Source organism: Paraburkholderia sp. EG287B (assembly GCF_040965595.1).
Lineage (GTDB): Bacteria > Pseudomonadota > Gammaproteobacteria > Burkholderiales > Burkholderiaceae > Paraburkholderia.
Genome location: NZ_JBFRCG010000033.1, coordinates 48,286 through 70,756, shown reverse-complemented (window position 1 = coordinate 70,756; position 22,471 = coordinate 48,286). Strand labels below are relative to the sequence as shown.

Genomic DNA, 22,471 nt, shown 5'->3' with positions numbered 1-22,471 from the left:
GCCTCTACATTTTATTGAGCAGATGTCGCCCGTGCTCGACGCGCCCGAAGAGGCAGCGTGGTTCGACGCGGTGGCGAAGCTCGCCAGCTCGTGGGGATTCAGCCAGCTCATGCTGGCTATCTTGCCGCGCCCGGGCATGAGGCTCGAGGATGCGTTCATCCGCACGAACTACTCGGCCGCCTGGCGGCAGACGTACAACGACCACGGCATGGCCTACTTCGACCCGACCGTGTCGCATTGCACCACGCGTTCGGCGCCGCTCATCTGGTCGCCGGAGTTGTTCGCGACCGAGCAGCAACAATCGATGTATGAGGAGGCCCGCTCGTACGGCCTGCGCGCAGGCATCACCCTGCCGATCCATGGCCCGCGCCAGGAAATCGGCATGCTCTGCTTCGTCAACGACGCGAATCCCACGGACAAGTTCTGGGACGACGTGAACCGCGCGTTGCCGAATCTCGTCCTGCTGCGCGATCTCGTGCTGGACACGAGCCAGCGGCACCTGAACGACCACGTTCAGTCGCTGATACCCAAGCTCACGCCTCGGGAAAAGGAATGCCTCAAGTGGACTGCGCTAGGCAAGTCCACCTGGGAAATTTCTCACATCCTGAATTGTTCTGAGGCCGTCGTGAACTTCCACATGAAGAACATTCGCGGGAAGTTCGGCGTGAACTCACGGCGAGCGGCAGCCGTGATTGCGACCCAGATGGGTCTTATTGACCCGGGCTAAGCACCATCGGTGCTTCGCCGCGCAACACGCGCTCGGCACGGCCAAGGTCGCCGTCCGAAATTGTCTTGTTGAAATACAGCCCGAGCAGAATCGACACCGGCGGCGGAATCTCCGCGCCCGACTCGAACCGGCTGCCGCGCGACTGCGTCACGCCGAAACGCGCCCAGAAGCGGCGCTGGCTTTCTTTCTTCTTCTTCCGATACGCAATGATCAGGACGCGGTCGACGACCGAGGACAGATCCCCGGGGGACGACATGGTATTCGCACCCGAGTGCCATTGATTGCCCATAAGTTCCATGATGACTCTCGCTGTCAGATATGCCTGATGAGTGACTGCCGCGGAAGTGATTCTCCTTAAGAGGCCCCATCTGCGCACCTACCTATCTAGATAGGTGTTTTTTTATATTCATAACGCATAGCTTTCGAACCGTACTGCCGCGCCTCCACACAAATCGGGAGAGTTGTCATGCAAGCTGCGATACGGATCGGACTGAGACAGGACTTCGACAACGAGGACATCAACGAGATGTACCGGCTGCGCGCGCGCGTGTTCCGCGACCGCCTGGGCTGGGACATTCCCACCATTGCGGGGATGGAAATCGACGGCTACGACGCGCTCGGGCCCCATTACATGCTGATTCAGGACGGCGCGGGCCACGTGCGCGGCTGCTGGCGCCTGATGCCCACCGAAGGCCCCAACATGCTGCGCGACACCTTCCCGCAACTGCTGCAGGGCAAGGCTGCGCCTACGTCCCGCAACATCTGGGAACTGAGCCGCTTCGCCATCGAGTCGGGCAACGACCAGGCATTCGGCTTCGCCGATGTGACCATGAGCGCGATGCGCGCGGTCGTCTCGTTCGCCGACCGGGCGGGCATCAACAGCTATGTGACGGTGACCACGACGCCAATGGAGCGCCTGCTGCGCCGCACGGGCATCGAGCTGACGCGGCTCGGCGCGCCGATGCGCATTGGCGTGGAAAATGCCGTCGCGCTGGAAATCGCGATGAGCCAGCAAACGCACCACGCGCTGTTCGGGGCGATGGCCCACGCCGCCTGAGGGCGACGCCGCGCAGGGACAGATACGCGCTGGCTGGGCGCCGCGGCCGTGCTCGCTCAGCCAGGCATGTGTTGTTTTTGTCAGACAAATCAAACCCGAAAACCTGCGCAGACTGCCTACACCCGAACGCGGTCGCCCCTAATCGGCCTTGACCTCGTCGGCGCGCACTTCCGCACTTTTCGGCGCCGCCGAGGCGCTGCGGCTAAAGCGGATGTGGGAAATCCTCCCCACGCACAGGGCCGCCACGAGCGCCGCGCAGCCCGTCAGGCCGATCCCCAGATGGATCGCGTCGACCAGTACGTGGCGCACCGCATCGATCAGCGCCGCGCCGTCGAGGCCCGCCGCCTTCATCTGCGCAACGAGACCCTCGCGCAGCGACGGGTCGATCAGCACGCGCGGATCGGCGAGCTGGGGTTGCCAGCGCTGTTGCAGCGGCGCGCCGATCACCACCAGCGCGTCCCCCACTCCGGCCGCATAGCGATGGTTGACGATGGTCGCCACGACGCTGGTGCCGAGCATGCCGCCCACCATGCGCGTGGATTGCAGCAAGGCGGTCGTGATGCCGAAACGCTCCCGCCCGGCAATCTCCTGGCCGAAGATATTCAGGTTGTTGAGGATGAAGCCGAGCCCGATACCCACCGCCGACATCGCCAGCTCGAGCCAGAGATGCGCCGTTTGCCGGGACGCGAAGGCAAGACCCGCGGAAGCCGCGACCAGCAGGCTGAAGCCGACGGTGAGAATCGTCGTGGGCTTGCGCAGCCGGATCACGATGCGCGTGTTGATCAGGCTGCCTAGCGCGATACAGGCGGCGATCGGCGTGGCGAGCAGGCCCGCCTCCTGGGGCGACAGCCCGAACCCGCCCTGCAGCAGGAGCGGCGCGAAAAAGATCAGCGAGAACATCACGAAGCCCGAAAGCGTCGAGAGCGTGAACAACGTGACGAGCTGCGGGTCGCGAAACAGGTCGAGCGGGATGATCGGGTGCGTCGCGCGGCGCTCGCAGGCCAGCAGCGCCGCCGCGCCGGCGAGTACCGCCAGCGCGAGCACGCCGTTGCCGGCCGTCAGGCCGCTTTTGGGCACCGCCTCGATCAGGGTCTGGAAGCCGCCCAGCACCAGTGCGACGAGCGCGGCGCCCGTCCAGTCGATGCGCACCTCGCCGGTACGCGCCGGCTGGTAGCGCGGCAGATGCGCCCAGATGAAATAAAGTGCAAGCGCGCCCACCGGCAGATTGACGAGAAAGGTCGAGCGCCAGCCAAAGTGCTCGCTGAGCCAGCCGCCCAGCGAAGGTCCCGCCGCCGTGCCGATGCCGTAGGCGGCCGCCATGACGACCTGCCAGCGCACCCGCGCGCGCGGATCGGGGAAGAGATCGGGAATCGAGGCGAACGCCGTGCCCACCATCATCCCGCCGCCAACGCCCTGCAGCGCGCGCGCCGCCGCCAGAAAACGCATGTCGGTCGCAAGGCCGCACAGCACGGAGGCCACCGTGAACACGATCACCGCGGCGATCACGAAGCGCTTGCGGCCAAAGTAGTCGCCGAGCCGGCCGAACACGGGCACCGTCACGACCGAGGCCAGCAGGTAGGCGCTCGCGATCCACGCGTAGAACTCGAAACCGTGCAGTTCGGCGACGATCGAGGGCAAAGCGGTGCTGACGACGGTTTGATCGAGTGCGACGAGCATGTTGACGAGGCCGATGCCGAGCATGGCCAGCAGCGCGTCGCGAAACGGCAGGTGAGCAGAGGAAGGTTTCACGGGAGGGAAGACTGCGCGGAGCGAAAAAGAGGCAACGATAGCGGTATGCCGGTGCGCGTGCAACATAACGACATAGCAAACGAAACCAGGCGGCGCTGTGGTATTCCGACGCAACCCACTTGATCTTCCTTCCTGCACCTTCCACATTTCATACAGTCCGGCTGCGCGTTGACCTGCGATCCATTAAGCTTCTCGCCAGTCACGACACGCCGCGCCCGCCTCGTCGCAGCATCGCCCGGGGCCGCGCGATTCTCGATCCCACGCAAAGAGGAGGTCTTATGTACACACGCATCCTTGTCGCCGTCGACGGCAGCGCCACCTCGCGCCGCGCCTTCGAAGCCGCGCTCGACCTGGCCAAGGCAACGGGCGCGACGCTGCAGCCGTATTACGTGATCGAGAACACGCCCATGTATTTCGACGCGCCCGGCTACGACCCGTCGATCCTGCGCAACCAGATGATCGCGCAGGGCAACGAACTCGCGGAAGAAATGGACAAGGCGATGGGCGAGCGTGGCGTGCAAGGCGCCATGGTCACGGGCGAAGCCTCCTCGCTCGACGACGTGCCGACGCTCGTGCTCAACGCCGCGAAGACCGCGGGCGCCGACCTGATCGTGATGGGCACGCACGGCCGCCGGGGCTTCCAGCGCCTCATCCTCGGCAGCGTTGCCGAACGGTGCGTGCGGCAGTCCACGCTGCCCGTCCTCCTGATCCCGTCGGCCGCCGGAAATGCCGGGCAGTAGTCGCACTGGGGGCAGGCTGTTTTGCGCGTTATTGGAAAGTCGCTTGCGCGCCGTCAGACGCCGCGTGAGCGGCTTGTGACAAGCCTCAAAACGATTCATCTTAAATGCGCGTCGCTTTGCCACTAATCTGAGATTCGACCCCGGTAGACAATGCCTGGACAGAAATCAAAGGAGCATTGTCCATGCTGAACCATACCGTCACGTCTCAAACCACCGTGCGCCGCAGCAATCGCACGCCCCTGACGACGGCGCCGCGCACGTCCACGCGCTGTTCGGTGTGCGCCATGCGGCATCTGTGCATGCCCCAGGGCCTCACGCTCGACGACCTGCCCAAGCTCGAAGCCTTGATCTGCTCCGCGCGCAGTGTGCGGCGCGGCGAAGCCCTGTATCGCGCCGGCGACACATTCGACAACCTCTACGTCGCGCGCTCCGGCTCGCTCAAGACGGTCATGGCGCACCGCGACGGCCGCGAGCAGGTCACCGGCCTGCGTCTGGCCGGCGACCCGCTCGGCCTCGACGGCATCAGCACCGGCTTCCACACCTGCAGCGCCGTGGCGCTCGAAGACAGCTCGGTCTGCCTCATCCCCTACTCGGCCCTCAAGCATTTGTGCCGCGAAACCGGCGCCATGCAGGACCGGCTGCACCGCCTCATGAGCGAGCAGCTGATCCGCGAATCGTCGCAAATGATGGTGCTCGGCTCGCTCTCCGCCGACGAACGCGTCGCCGCGTTCCTGCTCGACGTTTCCGAACGCAACGGCCAGCGCGGCTATTCGCATGCGGAGTTCAACCTGCGCATGACGCGCGAGGACATGGGCAGCTATCTCGGCATGACGCTCGAAACGGTGAGCCGCACCCTGTCGAGATTTCAAAAGCGCGGCCTGATCGACGCACAGGGCAAGCTGATCCGTATCATCGATATCGAAGGTCTGCGGCATCTGTAATTCGCGCCAAACCCCGGGCGGGCGGCCTGCCCGGGGTGCCGGCGCCGCACCTCGCTGGCGCGGCAACGCCGTTGGCACAACTCCTGCGCAGGGTTAAAGTTTCGTACTACGCCCACGCAAGGAGAATGGCCGAAATGCATCTCCCGCAATCCCCCACGCTCGCGGCCCGCCTCGAAGCGGCGCGCGGCGCCAGCGACGCGCTCTTCAACGTCGTCAAACCCGAGTTTCTGTACGAGCGGCCCATTCGCGAGCGCCACCGCATCGTGTTCTATATCGGTCATCTGGAAGCATTTGACCGTAACCTCTTCGACAAGCGCCTGTTCGACCTGCCCTCCGCCGATGCGCGCCTCGACCAGCTGTTCGCGTTCGGCATCGATCCTGTCGATGGCGGCCTGCCGACCGACGTGCGCGCCGACTGGCCCGACCTCGCCGAAGTCCTGGCCTACGGACGCGACGCACGCAGCCGCATCGACGCGCAGCTCTCCACGCTCGACCTGCCGCCCGGCGCCTCGAATCACGACACGCCGGGGCAGTTGCTGAACGTCGCGATCGAACATCGGCTCATGCACGTCGAAACGCTCGCCTACATGCTCCACCAGCTGCCGTTCGAGCAAAAGCAGGCGCCCGCCGCTGCGGGCGCGCGCGCCGACCCGCTCCGTACGGTCAAGGCCGGAACGGTGCAGGTGCCCGCGGGCCGCACGGAACTCGGCATGACCGCCGAGCGTGGCGTGTTCGGCTGGGACAACGAGTTCGGCGAGCAGCAGGTCGACGTGCCGGCCTTCGAGATCGACCGCTACATGGTCACGAACGGCGCGTTTCTCGAATTCATCGAGGACGGCGGCTACGACAGGCGCGAACTCTGGAACGACGCAGACTGGGCCTGGAAGGAAAGCGCACGCGTGGCGCACCCCGTGTTCTGGTCGCGCGGCCCCGAAGGCTGGACGCTGCGCACGATGTTCGAAGACATCGCATTGCCGCTTGCGTGGCCCGTGTACGTGAGCCACGCCGAGGCCAGCGCCTTTGCGCGCTGGCGCGGCATGGCGCTGCCGAGCGAGGCGCAGTGGCAGCGCGCGGCGCACGGCGCGCTGCCCGGCCGCAGCGACAACTTCGATTTCCGCGACTGGAACCCCGTGGCCGTCGACGCCACGCCGGACAGCGCCAGCACGTGGGGCGTGGAAGGCCTGTACGGCAATGGCTGGGAATGGACCTCCACGCTCTTTGGCCCGCTGCCGGGCTTCAAGGCGTTCCCGTTCTATGAAGGGTATTCGGCCAACTTCTTCGACGGTCAGCACTACGCAATGAAAGGCGGCTCGCCGCGCACGGCCCAATGCATGCTGCGGCCGACGTTCCGCAACTGGTTTCAGCCGCGTTATCAGTATGTTTATGCGGGATTTCGCTGCGTGCGCAATTGACTCGCAAACCGAACACGCGGCAGTGCGCGATCGGCAAGCTACCGGACGAAGTCAACGAAGCGGCGAGTCGACGGTCGGAATCCAGATCGTGGAAGTCGCTTCGTGGAATTGCTCCGGTCCGCCCTTCGGCGGCCAGATGCCGTCGGCATACGATTTAGCGCGAATCGCGATGCGCTCGTCGAGGCTGTTCCAAGGCCAGATGTGCGTGATGCGCGGCGCGCCATCGAGCGCATACATGTTGAGCGTCAGCGGCGACCGTTTTGAACGCTCGGGCATTGCCGCCTCCCATGCCTCGAGGGTCGGCGTCAGTCCGCCTGGCTTCAGCCAGTAGGTGCGGAACTCGTAGTACTTGCCGAACACTCCCGGCTCGACGGCCGGGAGAAACGGAAAACCGGCGTAGCTCTCGCTCTCGAAAGTACAGGCGCTGCTGGCGGCCCCGAACGGATCGGGATGGTGCAACTCGCGGTATCGTTCCTCTGCCAGTTCTTCCGCATCGGCGAAGCCGCGCAGCACGCGCACACTTCCGAGCTGGCCGTTTTCCGAGGTCCAGATCCCGAGCCTGCGGCCCGTGGCCACCGGACGATCGAGCCACGCCTGCGCATTTTCGATCACCTGGGGAAGCTTCAGAATGTGGGACGACAGCGTAGTTAGTTCGTAATGCATAGCGAATCTCCTGAGTCCATGAACGCCCCTTCTGACGTCCTTGACCAACGAGCTTAAACTGGGCCCATTCAGAAGAGAATTCCCTCTTTTCTCACACACTCTGTCTGGAAATCGCCATGTTCGACTGGCAGGATCTACGCTACCTTGTCGTGCTCGCGCGCGTGGGGACGCTCTCCGGCGCCGCGGGCGCGCTGTCGGTCGAACATGCGACCATCGGGCGGCGAGTCGCGTCACTGGAGACGGCACTCGGGTTGAAGCTCGTTTATCGCCTGCCTCGCAGCGTTCGCCTGACCGAGGACGGCAAGGCGATCGCCGCGCTGGCCGCACCGATGGCCGAAGGCGCGCTGGCGATCGAGGCCTACGCATTGCGCGCTTCCGCCTCGTTGTCCGGGACGGTGCGCATCAGCGTGCCGCCGACTCTCGGCAGCCATTGCATCGCGCAGCACATGCGCGCGTTTCGCGAAGCCAACCCAACGGTGAAGATCGTCATGGAAGGCGCCGCCGGCATCGCACCACTAGATCGCGGCGTCGCCGACATTGCCATCCGCATGGTCGAACCCAGGGAGGCCAGTCTGGTCACACGGCGGATCGGAGCGATCCGCTTCGGCTTGTATGCCAGCCATGACTACGCCGCGCGCCCCGCAGGGCAATGGGAGTTCATCGCCTATGACGCGTCACTGGACCATGTGAGTCATCAGCGCTGGCTGCGCGCCTATCTCGACGGGCGCCCCATCGTATTCGAAACAGGCGATGTGATCGGCCAGCAGGCGGCGGCTCGCAACGGTGTGGGCGTCGCGCTCCTGCCGACGATGATCGGCGATGGCGACACGGCACTGGTCAGGGTCGGCGGCGGAGCGGCGCCGCCGGCAACGCCGCTTTGGCTCGTGACCTATCCCGACCTCCGTCGCACGCCGGCCGTCAAGGCCGTGATGGGGTTTCTGGTGGAATGTGTCGGGCGCGAACCGCATTTCGCGGATTCTTAGGCATCCTGTTGAATCGACTTCACTGACCTTCCCGTTGATCATAGGCATCCCGGGCGTGCTCAATCTCGTCCAGATGCTTGATCGACCAGTCATAGACGGCACCAAACGGCACTTGCAGCGTGCGCCCCAATTCGGTAATCGAATATTCGACCGCCACCGGCGAAGCATTGATCACTTCGCGCGCAATCAGACCATTGCGTTCGAGACGCCGCAGTGCCTGCGTGAGCGCCTTGTGCGTGACGCCCTCCAGGCGCCGCTTGATTTCATTGAACCGTGTCGGCCTCTCCGTGAGCAGCGTCAGGATCATCACCGACCACTTGTTGGCCACCTGATCGAAAAACGAACGCGCGGCACAGTCCGCAAAGAATACCGCGTCAACCTCGCAAGCCATGCAGATATCCTCCTGTATATCTACGCACTTCGCGGTGCGTAATTGACCGTAGATCTCCAACGTATACCATGAGTATCACGCAGATTGGTTCGAGTCCGGAGCCTGAATGGCGCTGCTCGATCACCACGGAGAATAGAGAATGGAAGCAGGCCCGAGCAGTTCGGCATTACTCGACGCAGCCGATTTCGCCATCCCAACGAACGCATCCACGGCACGACTCTCTTTCACAGACCGCGGCACAGGAACGAACGTGATGTTTTTGCACGGCTGGACCTGCGACTCCCAGGATTGGAGCGGGCAATTGCCCTTCTTCGCGAGCAGGTATCACGTCGTCGCCGTCGACCTGCGCGGGCACGGCGCGTCCGAGGTTCCGCCGTCCGGCGCTTATTCGCCGAACGACTATGTTACCGACATCGAGACGCTGATTGCGACGCGCTACCCGAACGAGCGCTTCATCGTCGTGGGACATTCGATGGGCGGCCAGATCGCAGCGCGTCTCGCGGCACGCCGGCCCGATCTGGTCAGCGCCGTCGTCTCCGTTGACGGCGCACTCGGATTTTCGGGCGATGCCGCTGAAGTCTTCGAGAAAACGGCGCATGAACTGAACGCCGGCGATCCTCGCGCCGTCGTCGCCGCGTTGTTCGAGCGCGTCTACGGGCCCGCGACCGATCCGGCTCACAAGCGTCGGCACGCGAGCCGGCTGCAAGCCATGCCGCTACACGTCATTCGCGAGTCCTTCGCCCCTTTGTTCTTCGGCGACGAACAGATCGGCATCGGGGACGCGAGCGCGAGATTCTGCGCTGGCTTGCCCGTCCCCTTCTATCACCTGTGTGTCGACCCAGTCCAGGCCGATAGCATGCAGGCGTGGTTCTCCCACCCAAAATCGAGAGTGCAAGCCTGGTCCGACGCGGGTCACTGGATCATGCAGGACCGCCCGGACGACGTGAACGCCGCCGTGGCTTCATGGATCGATTCGCTTTAACCGATCATCATTTGCAAAGGTAAAGCCTTCAAGTGTCGAGGGCGGCTACCGTGACCCGGGCACCCGCTGCCCCGGCAGGAAGCCGCCATCGAAGCCAGACAGCGCAGGAAAGCTGGTCGATTTGCTGGGCGCGGCGAGGCCGCCAGCATTGCTCTGTGTGGTTCGCAGGCCCGGGGCCAGAAACAGGAACTTCCACCCGTCATAGGTCTCCGCGCCCTCGAAATCCTCGTATTGCCGCGGAAATCCCGCGCGCTTGATCGTGGCCTCCTCTGACGGGCTGAAGACGCCGTAGAAGCGATCGCCCTGCAGCATCGGCACCCAGTCGTTCTTGCCCGTGACCGGATCCGGATAGGCGAAACGCAGATGATGCAAGGGCTTGGGAAACCGTCTGTCGTCGAGCAGTTCATCGACCGATGCGGGATACGCCCGGCCGACGCGGTAGTACCGCAGAATTGCCAGCCGGTACTGGTTGCCGGCGAACAGCAGTTGCTTCTCCTGCTCGCGGCGGCGTTGCAGCGACCACACGTCGAGCGCCCCCGCCAACGCAATCGACATCAGCATCAGCGCAATCAGGAGCGTCAGCAGCACGAGCCCACCCGCACGCGCGGCACGCGGCCGCGAGCGTCGCCGCGCCCGCGCTTTCGCGCGCGAGGCGACGCGCGGCGTGCCGGCCGCGGGGCTCATTTGGGGCTCCCATCCGCGCGCGGCGGTGCTCCCTGAGGCGCACTCGCCGGCGCCACGTCGTAGACGCCCGGCTTGTTTTCGTCCGGCGAAGCGATCACCGCCCATCTGTCGTCGCCATTGACCGGATCGACCGGGACGGCGCGCAAGTAATGCTTCGCCACCAGTTCGTCGAGCGTCTCGGGATACTGGCCGTTGTCTCCGTAGTACTGATCGATCGCATTGCGCATCACGGCGACATTCTGCTGCCTGACCTGCTCCTTGCCGCGTTCGATGCTGTGCATGTAGCGCGGCACCGCGATGGTCAGAAGCAGGCCGATGATGGCCATCACGACGACGAGTTCGATCAGCGTGAAGCCGCGGGCCTTGTGCGTGCGAGCGGGTTTCATGATGCATCGTCACCATTGTTTGTACGGGATGCCGTTAATGCCGACGCGATCGGATTTCGACGACACGTCGAACACGTCCTTGCCAGCCTGTTCGCTGCTCATGCCCGGGTCGCCACCCGCCGCCGGATCCGGCGGCTCGCCATACGACCGCACGCTCCACGTATCCTCGGCGAGCGTGTCGGGGTCGCCGCTAAAGAAAGGATCGCGCGGCACGTGACGCAGGAACATCAGCAGTCCGCCTTTCGGGTCTCTCGCGTTCTTCACGCCCGTCACGAGCACGCTCAACGTCGGCGGGTAGCCGGACGCTTCGGCATCCTTGTCGATGAGACCGGTATCGCTCGCCTCCTTGTAGGCGTCGAGCGCGGTACGGATCTCGCGCAATGCGTCGCTCAGCTGCAGTTCCTTTTGGCGCTGCACCATCAGCTCCGAAAACGGCATGATGGCGAGCGCGAGAATGCCGACGAGCGCGAGCGTGATCACCATCTCGATCAGCGTAAATCCACGCTGATCGAGATGACGTGCGGCGCGCAAACGCATCGTGCTCGTTCCGGTAGCCACGGCTCAGTACCCACCCTCGACCGGGCGAAGCGGGTTATCGCTCGGCATGGTGCCGGGCGGCATCGTCAGCATCGGCGGCGGTGCGGGGGGCGCAGGCGCTGCGGGCGGCGGCGCGGGCGGCGGTGCCGCGGCGGCCGCCGCTTCGCCGCCCGTCTGCTCCGCGGCCGTTGGTTCGGCTGGTGCGGGCGCCGCGCCCTGGCCGGACTGCGGCGCGGGAGCCGCTTGCGGCGTGGGCGTTCGCGAGAAGCGTCCGCCATATGGTTCGGGTGGCGGCGTCGTGCGCGGCGGCGGCGCCATCTGTCCGAACGCGCCGTTCGATGGCGACGGCAGCGCGGGGTACGCCTCGGCGCCGCCTCGCGACGACGCGCCGCCAACCGTGCCGCCGCCGACCATGCCCGGCATCGGCTTCACCGCAGGCGCCATGGACGTTGCCGCGTTCGCCACAACGGGGTCCAGCCGCAGTTGGTCGGCGTGCACGTTGACGTCGGTGCCCGACCACAACTCCTGCGTATCCGCATCGGCGGCAAGCTGCGGCCGGACGATGTGCGGTGTGATCTGCAACACGATCTCCGTCTTGACGTGGTCGCCCTGGTGGTTGGAGAACAGCCTCCCCAGCACCGGCAACTGGCCAAGACCGGGCACCTTGTTGGCATTCCTGCGGTCTTCGTCCGAGATGAGGCCGCCGAGAATCTGGGTTTCGCCATCACGCAGGCGCAGACTCGTCGAGGCGCTGCGCGTTCCGATCTGATAGGCGAGCGAATTCAGGCCGTTCGAATTGCTGCTCGAAATCGTATTCGTGATGTTGCTGACTTCGAGATTCAGCTGGATGCCGACGTCGCCATCGCGATAGACGCGTGGCTGCACCTCGAGCTTGATGCCGACGTCGAGGTACTGAATCATTTGCGTATAAGACGGGCCGCTCGTGCTCGGCGTACTGGAACTCGAAATCACCGGCACCTTATCGCCAATCATGATGCGCGCCTTCTCGTTGTTGCGCGTCCTGATGCGCGGGCTCGCAAGCAGGTTCGCGTCGGTATCGGTGAGCTTGAAGTTCGCCGTGGCCGAGAGGCTGCTGACATTCAGTTCATTGATCGTCAGATGATGCAGCAGGCCCCATGTCGTCGCGGTGCTCGGGGTCGACATCGTGAACGAGTTGGGCCAGTCGATACCCAGATCGGTGAGGCGCTCGTGCGACACTTCCAGCACCTCGACTTCCATCATCACCTCGGGATCCGGCAAATCCTGCGCGGCGATCATCTCCTCGGCCACCTTGATCGTGTCGGGTGTGCCGCGAACCGTCACGGTATTCGCACGCTCGTCGATCACGACTTCCTTGACCTTCAGAATGCTCTTGAGCAACTGCTGGATCTGCTTGGCGTCGACGTTCGACAACTGGAACGTGCGCACCTTGAGTTCCTGATATTCGAGCTGCTTGGCGGGCGTGGCGGGATAAATAAACAGCGTGTTCGCGTTGAGCTGCTTCTTGTCGAGCTGATTCTGCATCAGGATCATGTCGACCGTGTCCTGCACCGACGCGTTCGTCACGAAGATCGTCGTCTTCAGATCGGCGCGGACGTCGCGGTCGAAGATCACGTTCAATCCGGTAGTGCGCGACAGCGCCTCGAACACCATGCGCACGTTCGCGTCGCGAAACTGCAGCGTCACGGGCTTCTGCATGATCGACGAAGCCGCCAGCTTGTCGTCGCGATCCGCCCGCTGCTGACTGAGTTTGGCGTTGAGCTCGGTCTGCATCTGCTGCGCGAGGGTGTTGGTGGGGTTCTCCACCAGCACGCGGTGCACCCGCTCCGCCGCCTGCGCATACGCGCCGCGCTTCATCATGCGTTCGGCCTCCTGCAGAATGGCCAGGTCCTTGCGGTCCTGATCGATCTGCAAGCCGATCTTGCGGATGCGCTCGTTGGTCGGATCGATGTCGTACGCCTGGAAGAGATTGCGGATCGCTTCGTCAAACTGATAGTTCTTGCGGTACTGATCGGCCTGGTCGAGCAGCGTGTTGACCTGGGCGTTGCGCTGGTTCAGATAGTCGACCTTCGCCTGGGCGTCGGTCGGATCGTCATGAACGTTCGGGACGTGCATGCAGCCGCTAAAGGCGAGCACGGACACGGCGACGGCAAGCGCGCGTCGTCTCGCGACCCGCATCGCGTCCGGGCACGGAACAGGGAACCGGATGACTGGCGCGAGGCGTGTTGCCGGGCCGCTGCCTGAGTCGCGGCCCGCACCCCGAGTGCGTGAGGTTTTCATTTACTTGTCCTCTCGTGGAATGGCGACCACCTGTCTTTCGTGCAGCGGTAAATAGGTCAGCACGACGTCGGACTCCGACACCGACTCGACGCGGTACTGGTTGTCGATCAGGTCGCCCGGCGACACGATCAGCAACTGGTCTCCGTTGCTGAGAAAGACCTGCGGCTTCGCCGCCTTGGCATCGAGCTGCCCCACGTAGGCGAACGGCACGGGAGGCGCGGTGGGCGGCGGGGGCTGCACCGGCGCGGCCGGCACTTCGACGGGCGGCGGCGGAAGCCACGAAGACGCCGTGAAGGGATCGTGGGCCGATTCGAGGGAAAGCGGCGTGCGCAACGAGACGAGCTTCGCATGGGCCGCCGACGTCGCCGAGGCCTGCGCCGCAGACGCGGTCGCCGGTCCCGCAGCCTTCGCGGCCGCCTCGGACGCGTGCGTGTGGCGCCTGGCATCCGGCCGCGCGTGCGTGTCGTTGCGATGCGGACTGTCGAGCGCGGCGGCCTGCGCCGGCATCTGGCGTGCCGCGACCAGCACGCGATACCCTGCCCCGGCGGCCGCGATTGCGCAAATCACCAGCAGCACACGCATGGGCAGAGCGGGTTTCATGGCTGGGCGCTCCGGTAAATGAGTTCGAAGCGCACCCGCGCATCGAGAATATTGCCGTCCACCGCGGGACGTTCCACGTGGATTTCCCGCAGCGCTGCATTCGGCACGTTGTTGAGCACCAAGGCGAGAAAATGCCGGATCGCGCTGTACTGATCCTTGACCGGCAGCATCACCTGATAGCGCGTGTAGCGCGCGCCCGCATCCGTGCTCACCTGGTACTCGGCAGACCCGAGTGTCAGGTTGCTGCCGCGCGCCTGCTCGAATATGGACGCGATATCATCCGCACTTTGCGAAAAGTGCGGGAACAGTTCTGGCAAGGCCGCGAGCGCTACTGCGTCGGCCTCCGCATCGTGCTTGCCGACTGCATGGCGCGTCTTTGCCGCCTCGACGACATGCCCCGGGGTCTGCATCTCCTTCGTATCGGCTTCCACGCTGGCAATCTCGGCACACATGAGGGCCGCGGCACCAATCATCAGGATACCGATTAATCCAGCCAGGCCGAACAGACGCCGCAGCTCGAATCGCAGTGTCAGCAGCCGGTCGCGCAACAGATCCGCATTCATGACTTCCTCCAGACGGCGGTGATCTGGAAACGAACCGGCTTGCCCGGCACGTTGTTCTCGACCAGATGGTCGTTGAGCACCGCTTCGCGCAGCAGCACGCTCGTCTGCAGATACTTCAGGTACGCGATCATCGCGTCGGTATTCTTCGCTTCGGCGGTGATACGAATCTGGCTCTGCGCGGGGTTCTGGTCGATGCCGATCAGCGCGACGTCATGGTCCGGATAATCTTCCACGATCGAAAAGAGGTCCTGCCACGGTACGGTCAGTTCGCGAAGGATCGACAGGCTCTGCTTTTCCGCCTGCCTGGCAGCCGGTGTGAGCGGCGGCGTTACCGCGTGTCGCTGCGCGAACGTCCGGTGCCGCACGGCGTCGAGTTGCGCCTGCACGCGATCGTTCTCGGCATACGCACGCCAGAGCCGCGCACCGCATCCGAGCAGCAGCAGAGCCGCGACGCACAGCAGGATCAGGCCGCTCGTCCCACTGCGTGCGCGCCGCCTGCCGAAGTCGATGTCGAGGACCTGGATCATTGCGCATACTCCATCAGCCGGCGCGCGGGCGAGTTGTCCGTCGCCGGCTGGGCCGGCCGTATCGCGGCCGCAAAACGCGCCTCGAACGGCGCCAAGTCGGTGTCGTTGCCGAACAGATAGATCGTGCAGTCCTCCCGCTTGAGGCCCGCTCGCGTCGCCGAGCGTTCGAACAGCTGCTCGGCCAGTTCGGCAAGCCGGGACGCATTGGCCGCATCGCCGGGAAACAGGCGCTGCGCATCGTAGGCGGCCCAGCCGCGCCGCTCGATCATGACGGCCTGCATCAACTCCTCGGCGACGAACATCAGCAGTGCGTCGCCGCCCGCCGCCACGTCGATGCAATTGAGCATTTCGGGCAGACCCAGTTTCAGGCGCGCAATCCGCACATGTCCGGACGCACCGACTTCATGAATGCCGTCATGAAGCGCGCGGGACATGGCGCTCGCGAACAGCGCGCGTCCGCCCTGCTGCACGCAGAAGCGCACCAGCAGCGTTGCGCCGTCGACCCCATAGGTGTCGGTGAAATGGGCCAGCGCGACTTCTTCGAGCTCGCGCGCTCGCAGCGTGCGAAAGTCGCCGCGCAATATCGCGTGGATGCCCCAGAAGTCGTCCAGCACCACGTGTGCGTTGCGCGTCGCCGGCTTCGCCTCGCGGCGCGCCGGTTCATCCGCATCACCGGCATCGGCGCCGGGCGTGGCGACGAGCGCCGCGCGCAGCGCGTCGAGCAAGCCCGTCTCTGTGCCGTACTGGTCATCAGGGATCGTGAAGCTGGCCGGCTCCGCAGGCGGCAGGTGCTTGCGCGGGCGCCAGAGTCCGGGCGCGCGTACGCCGACGACGATCTCGCGTGTGCCGACTCCGATCGCAACGGGACTATTCGACCATCGTGACACGATTGATCTCCTCGAGAGTCGTTTCGCCGCGCTTCACCAGTTCGATCGCGGCGACGCGCAGTGTCTGCATGCCGTAGCGCATCGCTGCGGCCTTGATGTGACCGAGCGGCGCGCGCTCCGACAGCAGTTGCCGCAGCTCGTCGTTCATGCGCAGGGCCTCGGCGATCGCGCGCCGTCCGCGATAGCCGCTGCCGCGGCATGCGCCGCAGCCGGCGCCGCGGCGAAAGAGGTAGCTGCCCGCCGCGTCCGGGTCGATGCCCGAGCGGATGAGCGTTTCCGTGTCCACCCGGTCTTCGGTCACGCAGTCCGGGCAGCATTGCCGCAACAGGCGCTGCGCCACCACGCCATTGAGCGCGGAGACGAAGCTGTACGGATCGACCTCCATGTTGGTGAAACGGCCGATCACGTCGAACACGTTGTTCGCGTGCACGGTCGTGAACACCTGGTGCCCGGTCAATGCGGCCTGCACGGCGATCTGCGCCGTTTCCGGATCGCGGATTTCCCCGACCATGATCTTGTCCGGGTCGTGCCGCAGAATCGAGCGCAGCCCGCGGGCGAACGTGAGCCCTTTCGCCTCGTTGACCGGGATCTGCAGGATTTCGCCCAGCTGGTATTCGACCGGATCCTCGATCGTCACGATCTTCTCGAGACCGTTGTTGATTTCCGTGAGGATCGCGTAGAGCGTCGTCGTCTTGCCGCTGCCGGTCGGCCCCGTGACGAGCAGCATGCCGTACGGCATCGACGCGAGCTTGCGCATGAAGCGCGTATCGGCCTCCTGAAAGCCGAGCGCCTCGAGCGTCAGGCCGCCCGCCGACTGCGAAAGCTGATAGCGGTCGAGGATCCGCAGCACCGCGTCCTCGCCGAACTGGTTCGGCATGATCGACACGCGGAAGTCGATTTCACGCCCCGCGTACTGCGCCTTGAAACGGCCATCCTGCGGCACGCGCCGCTCGGCGATGTCGAGCTCGGAGATCACCTTCACGCGCGAGAGCACCTGGTCCGCGACATCGCGGCCCTCGGCACGGCCGACCACGGCGAGCACGCCGTCCACGCGGCACTTGATCATCAGCCCGTTCGCGCGGCATTCGAGGTGAATGTCGCTCGCCATCATCTTGAGCGCGTCGTAGATCGTCGAGTTGAGCAGTCTGACCACAGGACTGTCGTCGCTGCTGATGCCCTGCAGCGTCAACGCCAGCGAGGCTGGATCGACCGTGTTCTGGACCGGGTCGTCGAACGCGAGCGAGTCCATCGCGCGCACGTCCTTTTCGCGCACGGTCAGATACGCGTTGATGTCTCCCGCGCTCGCGAGCGCCCAGCTATACGGCACGCCCGGCTGCGCGCGCATCCGGTGCTCGACCCAGCCGCGCGTGCGCGCATCGAGCGGATCGGCAATCGCGAACAGCCGCGCGTGGCTGGCATCGGGATCGTGGAAGCAGACGCACAGGCGAGTCGCCGCTTCGACAAACGAAATCACTTCGAAGTCCGGTTCGAGCCGATTCAGCTCGCGCATGGCGATCGACTTCATGCGGAACAGCGCGGCCAGTTGCACGCGCAGTTCTTCCGCGCTGAGCGAGGTTTGCGCCATCAACTCCTCGAGCGCGCGAATGCCGGAACCATGCCGCTCGCCCAGCGCTCTCAGTGCGTCGCGCAGGTCTGCGCGCGCTTCGGCTGGTGTGCCATCCGGCTGGGCGATGAGGGTATCCACGTGCTTCCCCAATTCGGTCTACTGAATGCTCGAGGCAATTTCGAAAATCGGCATGTACATCAGCACCACGATCCCGCCTATCACCACGCCGATGAAGATCATCATGGCGGGCTCGATCAAGCGCGAAATCAGATCGATCGTGCGCGACACCTGCGCCTCCTGGAACGCCGCGATGCGGTCGAGCACGGGGCCGAGACCACCCGTCTTCTCCGCGACCGTCAACAGGCGGTACGCGATCGCGTTGGCGAGCCCCGCCTCCTGAAACGCGTCCGAAACCTTCGCGCCGTTGCGCACCTGGTGCAGTGCACCCGCGAGCGCCGTCTGGTCCGCTCGTCCGACCAGGCCCTGCGCGAGGTCGAAGGCCTTCACGGCGGGAATGCCGCCGTCGACGAGCATGGCCGTCGTGCGATAGAACTGCGACTGGCGAAACACGCGGAAGTGTTGTCCGATACCGGGCAGCGCCAGCATGCGGTCGGCGATCCAGTTGCGCACGAACGGGCGGCGCAATGCGAAGCCCGTCGCCACGGCCAGCACCGCGACGCTCACGGACAGCCCGGACCCGTGCGCGTGCACCAACCCGCCCCAGGCCATCAGCATGCGCGACAGCAAGGGCAGCTCGCGCCCGCTGTGTTCGAGCAGGCTCGCGAAGCGCGGCACCACGAAACCGAGCAGGAACAGGACGACCGCCGCGCCGACGAACAGCAGGACCGTCGGATAGATCGCCGCGGACACCACGCGTGCACGCAGTTCGTGGAGCGTCGCGCTGTTGCGCGAGTAGCGTGTGAGGCTGTCGGCGAGGCCGCCGGTCTGCTCGCTCGCCTTCACGCACGCCACCAGCACCAGCGGGAAGATATGGCTTGCGTGCTCGAGCGCCGCGGACAGCGAGTGCCCTTCCTCGAGCTGGCGCAGGAGGTCGCGATACACTTGCGCCGACGCCTCGCGGCGCTCGTTGCCGCCAAGCGTGCGCAACGCGTCGACGACACCTACGCCCGCATCGAGCAGCGCGGCGAGCTCGCGCGCAAAGAGTTCGACGTTGAACCGGCCGCCGGGAAGCCCCAGCCGGTTCGCACGTTGCCGCCGCCGGCCGCCCTCGGCGCGCACCGAGACGACGCGCAGACCGCGGGAACGCGCGAGTGCCGTGGCCGCCGCGGGCGTTTCGCTGTCGAGGCGAAGCGTCTGGACCGAGCCATTCGTATCGAAGACACGCAGCACGTACTTCACGTCGACTCTCCTTGCAGACAACTCACCCGCGGCGCGCGCCCCTACCACGACGAGATCGTGACGTTCTCGCCCGTGCCGTCACCGCGTCCGTTCTTGCCGAGCGAATACAGGTCGTAATCGCCGTGGTCGCCCGGCGAACGATACTGGTATGCGCGATCCCACGGGTCCACGGGCACCGCCTTCTGCAGATATGGCCCGCTCCAGCGCGTGGCATTCTGCGGCTTCTCCACCAGCGCCTCCAGGCCTTCTTCGGTCGTCGGATAGGCGCCGACGTCGAGCCGGTATTGATCGAGCGCCTGGCCGAGCGACACGATCTGCGCTCGCGCGATCTTGACGTTCGACTTGCCGACCTGTTCGAAATATCGGGGCGCCACGAGACCGGCCAGCAAGCCGATGATGACCATCACGACGAGCAGTTCGAGCAGCGTGAAGCCGCGGCGCGCATACGTGCGTGCCGGTGCCGCAAAACCGGCGCAACGCCGCGGCGCCGCTGACTCGGGCATCCGCACACCGCGTTGGATAGAGGTCGATTCGCTATGCACGGCTCCCCCCTGTATCGACTCACCGCTTCAGCGCCGCTGAAGCCGTTGCATGCATTCTTGTTCAGGTCGATACGGGCAAGAAGTAGGGAGTGCCGTCCAAAGACATGGGTAAAGACCCTCCAGTTGCACGATCCCGTCTGGAGGGATTTCACACATGCTCGTCGTCGGGCAACGACAGCACGCCCATGTCGATCGCAATGCGCACGAGGCCGTTCAGGTTCCTGATGCCGAGCTTGCGCATCAGGTTCGCGCGATGCTTTTCGATGGTCTTGGGGCTGAGACTCAGGCACTCGCCGACCTGACGGTTGGTGTGCCCTTCCACCACGAGCCGCAACACCGTGCGTTCGCGGCCCGTCAACGCGTTCCACAGCTGCGCCTTGTGGGCGAAGTCCTCCTGCGATCCGTGCGCCCCGCCGCTGATCCGGTTCGCGCCGGCCGCGGGCTTGCCCTGCATCACGAAGCGCATTTCCCGCACCAGTTGATCGAACGACGCGTCTTTGACCACGTAGCCGTCGGCGCCCGCGGCGAACGCCTCCCGCACATGGTCTTCGCTCCAGTGCACGGTAAGGACGATGATCCGGACGCGCTGAAACTCGCGCTTGATCGCGGCGATCGCTTCGAAGCCGCTGCCGCCGGGCATCGTCAGATCCATCAGGATCAGGTCGGGCAGCGTCTCTCTCGCGAGGCGATGGGCTTCGAGCCCGCCGGCCGCCTCGCCGACGATGCAGTAGTCGTCCAGTTCGGAAACCATGCGGCAAAGGCCGCTGCGCAATAAATGCTGGTCCTCGGCAATCAGCACACGATGTCTTTTTTCCAATTTCGTCGCTCCTTGCGGGACGCTGCAGACCTAGTTGGAAGCGACGACATCGTGATAGGCGGCGAGCAGCTCCGACGGCGTGGCGAAGCCGTCGATGCGCAGCCAGGGCTTGCCCGGCGCGGCGCGCAGGAAGGCGACCGGCGTGTGATTCATCTTGTCGCCCCGATAGACGTTGAACGCGCGCTGCGCCGCGATGCTCGCCTCGACCGTGCCGGTATAGTGCTGCCACTCGGGGCCGGCTTCGAACCTGGCCGCATAGGCCTTCAGACGCGCAGGCGTGTCCTCTTCCGGATCGATCGAGATCGAGACGATATGGACCTTGTCCCGGTCGCTGCCCAGATCGTTCTGAAATTGCTCGAGCGTTTGGCTGGTCATCGGGCAGATCGTCGTGCAGGTGGTATAGATGAAGGTCACGATCACCGGACGGCCATCGTTCAACTCGTCGACGAGCGAAACGGTCTTGCCGTCATCGCGCACGAGGTCGACCGAAGGCAGCGTGTATTGCTCGGTCGTGCGCGTCGTCATGCCCGCCATCATGTGATGATGCATGTGAGGATCGGCAGCGGCATCGTCGGCCGGTGCGCTCCATGCCGCGGTTGCCGCGAGTGCGATGCCCGCCAGCACCCCGAGCCTTAACTTTGCAGTCCTGTTCATACCGGTCTCCAGAAATGAGGAGAAAGGTCGCTTCTCGCGATGCGCAGGTCGCGGCGCTTTCACTCCCTTGCGAGCCCAGTGTCATGAATTTGCCAGTGAGCGTCATGGGTGGAGGGACCCCAAACGACGGTAGGGTATGCCCGCTTGATGGAAAACCCGCACCCTGCAATGGGGGAGTCCCCACACTACGAGCCCCCATATTCCCCGTTGCCGCTCACATCGCTCACGGCCTAAAATCCCGGTATTCTTACGATCGGATTATGTCGACGCATCGGGGAGCTCCAATGGATGCGATTCAGCCAGGGGGACCGCAGGTAAGATTGCTCGATCTGATCGACGCAATGCGCAAGCTTCGTAGTGCGGCCTGCGCCAGCCAACCCGACGCCGGCGTCGTCACCGACGCACGTGGCGCGGCGCTCGCGATTGTCACGCCCGATGGGACCTTCGTGTCGGCCAACCGCAGCGCGGCCGCACTGCTCGGCTATTCGAGCGCCGAACTCGCCGGCAAGGGCCTCGTCGACCTTGCGCCCGACGACGCTCATGCCGCGCTGGCAGACGAATTGTCCGCCAGCGTAGTTCGCGAGTTTCATTCCTTCAGCGCCGTGCTCACCGGCCGGACCGGTCACCCGACGCGGCTTGCACTGCATCAGCAATGGGTGCCCACGAAGGCGATGGATTCGGGCGTCTTGCTGACGCTTTTCGAAGAACCGCTGATCATCGAACCCGGGGCTGCCGACCCCGCCGAGCGGCTCGACGCGAGCGAGCGGTTATGCCAGACGTATCTGATGATCGGTCAGCAGAAAGAACGCCAGCGTCTCGCTTCGGAGTTGCACGACGGCCTCGGCCAGGCGCTCACCCTCGTCAAGCTGATGACCGAGGACGCGCTGATGCGCATCCGTCGCGGGCAGGTCGACGATGCGGTGCAGCTGCTGGATTCGACCGTGTTCAGGATCCGCGAAACGATCGGCGACGTGCGGCAGATATGCGGCGAACTGAGGCCGCTCATGCTCGATAAACTGGGGCTGCCCGCGGCATTGGGTTCGCTGTGCCGGCGCATCGAACGCGGCACGGAGGCGATGTCGGTCGTGTTCGACTGCGATGTCGCCGACAAGGACGTGCCCGAGCATCTGAAAGCAGACATGTTCAGAGTCGCTCAGGAGGCGCTGAACAACGCCGTCAAGCATGCCGAGGCAACCGAGATCTCCCTCAGCCTGCGCGGCGATGCGGTGCGTCTGGTGCTGACGATTCGGGACAACGGCATTGGCTACGAGAACCATCCGTTCGCCACGGACGAAGCGTATACAACAGGATTGGGGCTCATCGGCATGCAGCACCGCGTAGAAACGCACGGCGGCGCGTTTTCGATCGAGTCGTCCGCGGCGACCGGGACGCTCGTCTGCGCGACCTGGACGCGCTAGCGCCG

The 22,471-nt window shown here is 65.0% G+C and carries 25 protein-coding genes; 8 read left to right on the top strand and 17 right to left on the bottom strand.

Going from position 1 to position 22,471, the window contains the following annotated elements:
• The first annotated feature begins 22 nt into the window (after window positions 1-22).
• Window positions 23-727, top strand: a complete 705-nt coding sequence (locus tag AB4Y40_RS39345) for a LuxR family transcriptional regulator (protein ID WP_028206371.1) — start codon at window positions 23-25, stop codon at window positions 725-727.
• On the opposite strand, the gene AB4Y40_RS39340 is transcribed toward AB4Y40_RS39345, so the two are convergent.
• Window positions 711-983 carry a helix-turn-helix transcriptional regulator gene (locus tag AB4Y40_RS39340; RefSeq protein ID WP_233885339.1) on the bottom strand — a complete coding sequence of 91 codons (273 nt, stop codon included), beginning with the start codon at window positions 981-983 and terminating at the stop codon, window positions 711-713. The genes AB4Y40_RS39345 and AB4Y40_RS39340 overlap by 17 nt on opposite strands.
• A gap of 210 nt (window positions 984-1,193) precedes the next feature.
• Between AB4Y40_RS39340 and AB4Y40_RS39335 the strand changes: the two genes are divergently transcribed.
• Entirely contained in the window at window positions 1,194-1,784 is a 591-nt protein-coding gene (locus AB4Y40_RS39335) for an acyl-homoserine-lactone synthase (protein WP_133184734.1), read from the top strand.
• Window positions 1,785-1,922: 138 nt separating this feature from the next.
• Here AB4Y40_RS39335 and AB4Y40_RS39330 read toward each other — a convergent pair whose 3' ends face one another.
• The gene (locus tag AB4Y40_RS39330) at window positions 1,923-3,485 is read right to left on the bottom strand and encodes an MFS transporter (protein ID WP_368692459.1); all 1,563 of its coding nucleotides are present in this window, start codon (window positions 3,483-3,485) and stop codon (window positions 1,923-1,925) included.
• Window positions 3,486-3,811: 326 nt separating this feature from the next.
• On the opposite strand from AB4Y40_RS39330, the gene AB4Y40_RS39325 reads away from it, so the two are divergent.
• The 3 genes from AB4Y40_RS39325 (at window position 3,812) to AB4Y40_RS39315 (ending at window position 6,626) form a co-directional block, all read left to right on the top strand.
• Window positions 3,812-4,273: a universal stress protein gene (locus AB4Y40_RS39325; RefSeq protein ID WP_368692450.1), complete on the top strand. Its 462-nt coding sequence runs from the start codon at window positions 3,812-3,814 to the stop codon at window positions 4,271-4,273.
• A gap of 182 nt (window positions 4,274-4,455) precedes the next feature.
• Window positions 4,456-5,214 (top strand): helix-turn-helix domain-containing protein, encoded by a 759-nt coding sequence (locus AB4Y40_RS39320; protein WP_368692449.1) that lies wholly within the window; start codon window positions 4,456-4,458, stop codon window positions 5,212-5,214.
• Between the two features lie 134 nt (window positions 5,215-5,348).
• Window positions 5,349-6,626, top strand: coding sequence for an SUMF1/EgtB/PvdO family nonheme iron enzyme (locus AB4Y40_RS39315; protein WP_368692448.1), 1,278 nt, complete (start codon window positions 5,349-5,351; stop codon window positions 6,624-6,626).
• 51 nt (window positions 6,627-6,677) lie between these two features.
• Here AB4Y40_RS39315 and AB4Y40_RS39310 read toward each other — a convergent pair whose 3' ends face one another.
• The gene (locus tag AB4Y40_RS39310; protein ID WP_368692447.1) at window positions 6,678-7,289 is read right to left on the bottom strand and encodes an NIPSNAP family protein; all 612 of its coding nucleotides are present in this window, start codon (window positions 7,287-7,289) and stop codon (window positions 6,678-6,680) included.
• 116 nt (window positions 7,290-7,405) lie between these two features.
• Here AB4Y40_RS39310 and AB4Y40_RS39305 point away from each other — a divergent pair, with 116 nt between their 5' ends.
• Window positions 7,406-8,272 carry a LysR family transcriptional regulator gene (locus AB4Y40_RS39305; RefSeq protein WP_368692446.1) on the top strand — a complete coding sequence of 289 codons (867 nt, stop codon included), beginning with the start codon at window positions 7,406-7,408 and terminating at the stop codon, window positions 8,270-8,272.
• Between the two features lie 19 nt (window positions 8,273-8,291).
• Here AB4Y40_RS39305 and AB4Y40_RS39300 read toward each other — a convergent pair whose 3' ends face one another.
• Window positions 8,292-8,663, bottom strand: a complete 372-nt coding sequence (locus AB4Y40_RS39300) for a winged helix-turn-helix transcriptional regulator (RefSeq protein ID WP_368692445.1) — start codon at window positions 8,661-8,663, stop codon at window positions 8,292-8,294.
• 139 nt (window positions 8,664-8,802) lie between these two features.
• On the opposite strand from AB4Y40_RS39300, the gene AB4Y40_RS39295 reads away from it, so the two are divergent.
• On the top strand, window positions 8,803-9,645 hold the full coding sequence (locus AB4Y40_RS39295; protein ID WP_368692444.1) for an alpha/beta fold hydrolase: 843 nt from the start codon (window positions 8,803-8,805) through the stop codon (window positions 9,643-9,645).
• Window positions 9,646-9,690: 45 nt separating this feature from the next.
• On the opposite strand, the gene AB4Y40_RS39290 is transcribed toward AB4Y40_RS39295, so the two are convergent.
• From AB4Y40_RS39290 to AB4Y40_RS39230, 13 genes are all read right to left on the bottom strand, one after another.
• Window positions 9,691-10,329, bottom strand: coding sequence for a type II secretion system protein (locus AB4Y40_RS39290; RefSeq protein ID WP_368692443.1), 639 nt, complete (start codon window positions 10,327-10,329; stop codon window positions 9,691-9,693).
• The gene (locus tag AB4Y40_RS39285) at window positions 10,326-10,715 is read right to left on the bottom strand and encodes a type IV pilin protein (RefSeq protein ID WP_368692442.1); all 390 of its coding nucleotides are present in this window, start codon (window positions 10,713-10,715) and stop codon (window positions 10,326-10,328) included. The genes AB4Y40_RS39290 and AB4Y40_RS39285 overlap by 4 nt, the downstream gene beginning before the upstream one ends.
• A gap of 9 nt (window positions 10,716-10,724) precedes the next feature.
• Complete coding sequence (locus AB4Y40_RS39280; RefSeq protein ID WP_368692458.1) at window positions 10,725-11,252, bottom strand: type II secretion system protein; 528 nt, start codon at window positions 11,250-11,252, stop codon at window positions 10,725-10,727.
• 24 nt (window positions 11,253-11,276) lie between these two features.
• Window positions 11,277-13,532, bottom strand: a complete 2,256-nt coding sequence (locus tag AB4Y40_RS39275) for a secretin N-terminal domain-containing protein (protein WP_368692441.1) — start codon at window positions 13,530-13,532, stop codon at window positions 11,277-11,279.
• Entirely contained in the window at window positions 13,533-14,132 is a 600-nt protein-coding gene (locus AB4Y40_RS39270; RefSeq protein ID WP_368692440.1) for a hypothetical protein, read from the bottom strand.
• A complete protein-coding gene (locus AB4Y40_RS39265; protein ID WP_368692439.1) occupies window positions 14,129-14,695 on the bottom strand; it encodes a hypothetical protein in 567 nt (188 codons plus the stop codon). Before AB4Y40_RS39265 ends, AB4Y40_RS39270 begins: the two co-directional genes overlap by 4 nt.
• Entirely contained in the window at window positions 14,692-15,222 is a 531-nt protein-coding gene (locus tag AB4Y40_RS39260; protein WP_368692438.1) for a hypothetical protein, read from the bottom strand. The genes AB4Y40_RS39265 and AB4Y40_RS39260 overlap by 4 nt, the downstream gene beginning before the upstream one ends.
• Window positions 15,219-16,109 (bottom strand): hypothetical protein, encoded by an 891-nt coding sequence (locus AB4Y40_RS39255; protein ID WP_368692437.1) that lies wholly within the window; start codon window positions 16,107-16,109, stop codon window positions 15,219-15,221. The genes AB4Y40_RS39260 and AB4Y40_RS39255 overlap by 4 nt, the downstream gene beginning before the upstream one ends.
• Window positions 16,090-17,814, bottom strand: coding sequence for a GspE/PulE family protein (locus tag AB4Y40_RS39250; RefSeq protein WP_368692436.1), 1,725 nt, complete (start codon window positions 17,812-17,814; stop codon window positions 16,090-16,092). Before AB4Y40_RS39250 ends, AB4Y40_RS39255 begins: the two co-directional genes overlap by 20 nt.
• Before the next feature lie 18 nt (window positions 17,815-17,832).
• Window positions 17,833-19,035 (bottom strand): type II secretion system F family protein, encoded by a 1,203-nt coding sequence (locus AB4Y40_RS39245; protein WP_368692435.1) that lies wholly within the window; start codon window positions 19,033-19,035, stop codon window positions 17,833-17,835.
• 41 nt (window positions 19,036-19,076) lie between these two features.
• The gene (gene gspG / locus AB4Y40_RS39240; RefSeq protein ID WP_368692434.1) at window positions 19,077-19,538 is read right to left on the bottom strand and encodes a type II secretion system major pseudopilin GspG; all 462 of its coding nucleotides are present in this window, start codon (window positions 19,536-19,538) and stop codon (window positions 19,077-19,079) included.
• A 187-nt stretch (window positions 19,539-19,725) separates the two neighbouring features.
• Window positions 19,726-20,394 (bottom strand): response regulator, encoded by a 669-nt coding sequence (locus tag AB4Y40_RS39235; RefSeq protein ID WP_368692433.1) that lies wholly within the window; start codon window positions 20,392-20,394, stop codon window positions 19,726-19,728.
• 30 nt (window positions 20,395-20,424) lie between these two features.
• Complete coding sequence (locus tag AB4Y40_RS39230; RefSeq protein ID WP_368692432.1) at window positions 20,425-21,048, bottom strand: SCO family protein; 624 nt, start codon at window positions 21,046-21,048, stop codon at window positions 20,425-20,427.
• 83 nt (window positions 21,049-21,131) lie between these two features.
• Between AB4Y40_RS39230 and AB4Y40_RS39225 the strand changes: the two genes are divergently transcribed.
• On the top strand, window positions 21,132-22,466 hold the full coding sequence (locus AB4Y40_RS39225) for an ATP-binding protein (protein ID WP_368692431.1): 1,335 nt from the start codon (window positions 21,132-21,134) through the stop codon (window positions 22,464-22,466).
• Window positions 22,467-22,471: the final 5 nt, after the last annotated feature.

Excerpts from the sequence above, each read along its gene's own strand:
- AB4Y40_RS39345 (WP_028206371.1), top strand. The coding sequence starts at position 23 with ATGTCGCCCGTGCTCGACGCGCCCGAAGAGGCAGCGTGGTTCGACGCG.
- AB4Y40_RS39340 (WP_233885339.1), bottom strand. The coding sequence starts at position 983 with ATGTCGTCCCCCGGGGATCTGTCCTCGGTCGTCGACCGCGTCCTGATC.
- AB4Y40_RS39335 (WP_133184734.1), top strand. The coding sequence starts at position 1,194 with ATGCAAGCTGCGATACGGATCGGACTGAGACAGGACTTCGACAACGAG.
- AB4Y40_RS39330 (WP_368692459.1), bottom strand. The coding sequence starts at position 3,485 with ATGCTCGGCATCGGCCTCGTCAACATGCTCGTCGCACTCGATCAAACC.
- AB4Y40_RS39325 (WP_368692450.1), top strand. The coding sequence starts at position 3,812 with ATGTACACACGCATCCTTGTCGCCGTCGACGGCAGCGCCACCTCGCGC.
- AB4Y40_RS39320 (WP_368692449.1), top strand. The coding sequence starts at position 4,456 with ATGCTGAACCATACCGTCACGTCTCAAACCACCGTGCGCCGCAGCAAT.
- AB4Y40_RS39315 (WP_368692448.1), top strand. The coding sequence starts at position 5,349 with ATGCATCTCCCGCAATCCCCCACGCTCGCGGCCCGCCTCGAAGCGGCG.
- AB4Y40_RS39310 (WP_368692447.1), bottom strand. The coding sequence starts at position 7,289 with ATGCATTACGAACTAACTACGCTGTCGTCCCACATTCTGAAGCTTCCC.
- AB4Y40_RS39305 (WP_368692446.1), top strand. The coding sequence starts at position 7,406 with ATGTTCGACTGGCAGGATCTACGCTACCTTGTCGTGCTCGCGCGCGTG.
- AB4Y40_RS39300 (WP_368692445.1), bottom strand. The coding sequence starts at position 8,663 with ATGGCTTGCGAGGTTGACGCGGTATTCTTTGCGGACTGTGCCGCGCGT.
- AB4Y40_RS39295 (WP_368692444.1), top strand. The coding sequence starts at position 8,803 with ATGGAAGCAGGCCCGAGCAGTTCGGCATTACTCGACGCAGCCGATTTC.
- AB4Y40_RS39290 (WP_368692443.1), bottom strand. The coding sequence starts at position 10,329 with ATGAGCCCCGCGGCCGGCACGCCGCGCGTCGCCTCGCGCGCGAAAGCG.
- AB4Y40_RS39285 (WP_368692442.1), bottom strand. The coding sequence starts at position 10,715 with ATGAAACCCGCTCGCACGCACAAGGCCCGCGGCTTCACGCTGATCGAA.
- AB4Y40_RS39280 (WP_368692458.1), bottom strand. The coding sequence starts at position 11,252 with ATGCGTTTGCGCGCCGCACGTCATCTCGATCAGCGTGGATTTACGCTG.
- AB4Y40_RS39275 (WP_368692441.1), bottom strand. The coding sequence starts at position 13,532 with ATGAAAACCTCACGCACTCGGGGTGCGGGCCGCGACTCAGGCAGCGGC.
- AB4Y40_RS39270 (WP_368692440.1), bottom strand. The coding sequence starts at position 14,132 with ATGAAACCCGCTCTGCCCATGCGTGTGCTGCTGGTGATTTGCGCAATC.
- AB4Y40_RS39265 (WP_368692439.1), bottom strand. The coding sequence starts at position 14,695 with ATGAATGCGGATCTGTTGCGCGACCGGCTGCTGACACTGCGATTCGAG.
- AB4Y40_RS39260 (WP_368692438.1), bottom strand. The coding sequence starts at position 15,222 with ATGATCCAGGTCCTCGACATCGACTTCGGCAGGCGGCGCGCACGCAGT.
- gspG (WP_368692434.1), bottom strand. The coding sequence starts at position 19,538 with ATGCCCGAGTCAGCGGCGCCGCGGCGTTGCGCCGGTTTTGCGGCACCG.
- AB4Y40_RS39230 (WP_368692432.1), bottom strand. The coding sequence starts at position 21,048 with ATGAACAGGACTGCAAAGTTAAGGCTCGGGGTGCTGGCGGGCATCGCA.
- AB4Y40_RS39225 (WP_368692431.1), top strand. The coding sequence starts at position 21,132 with ATGAATTTGCCAGTGAGCGTCATGGGTGGAGGGACCCCAAACGACGGT.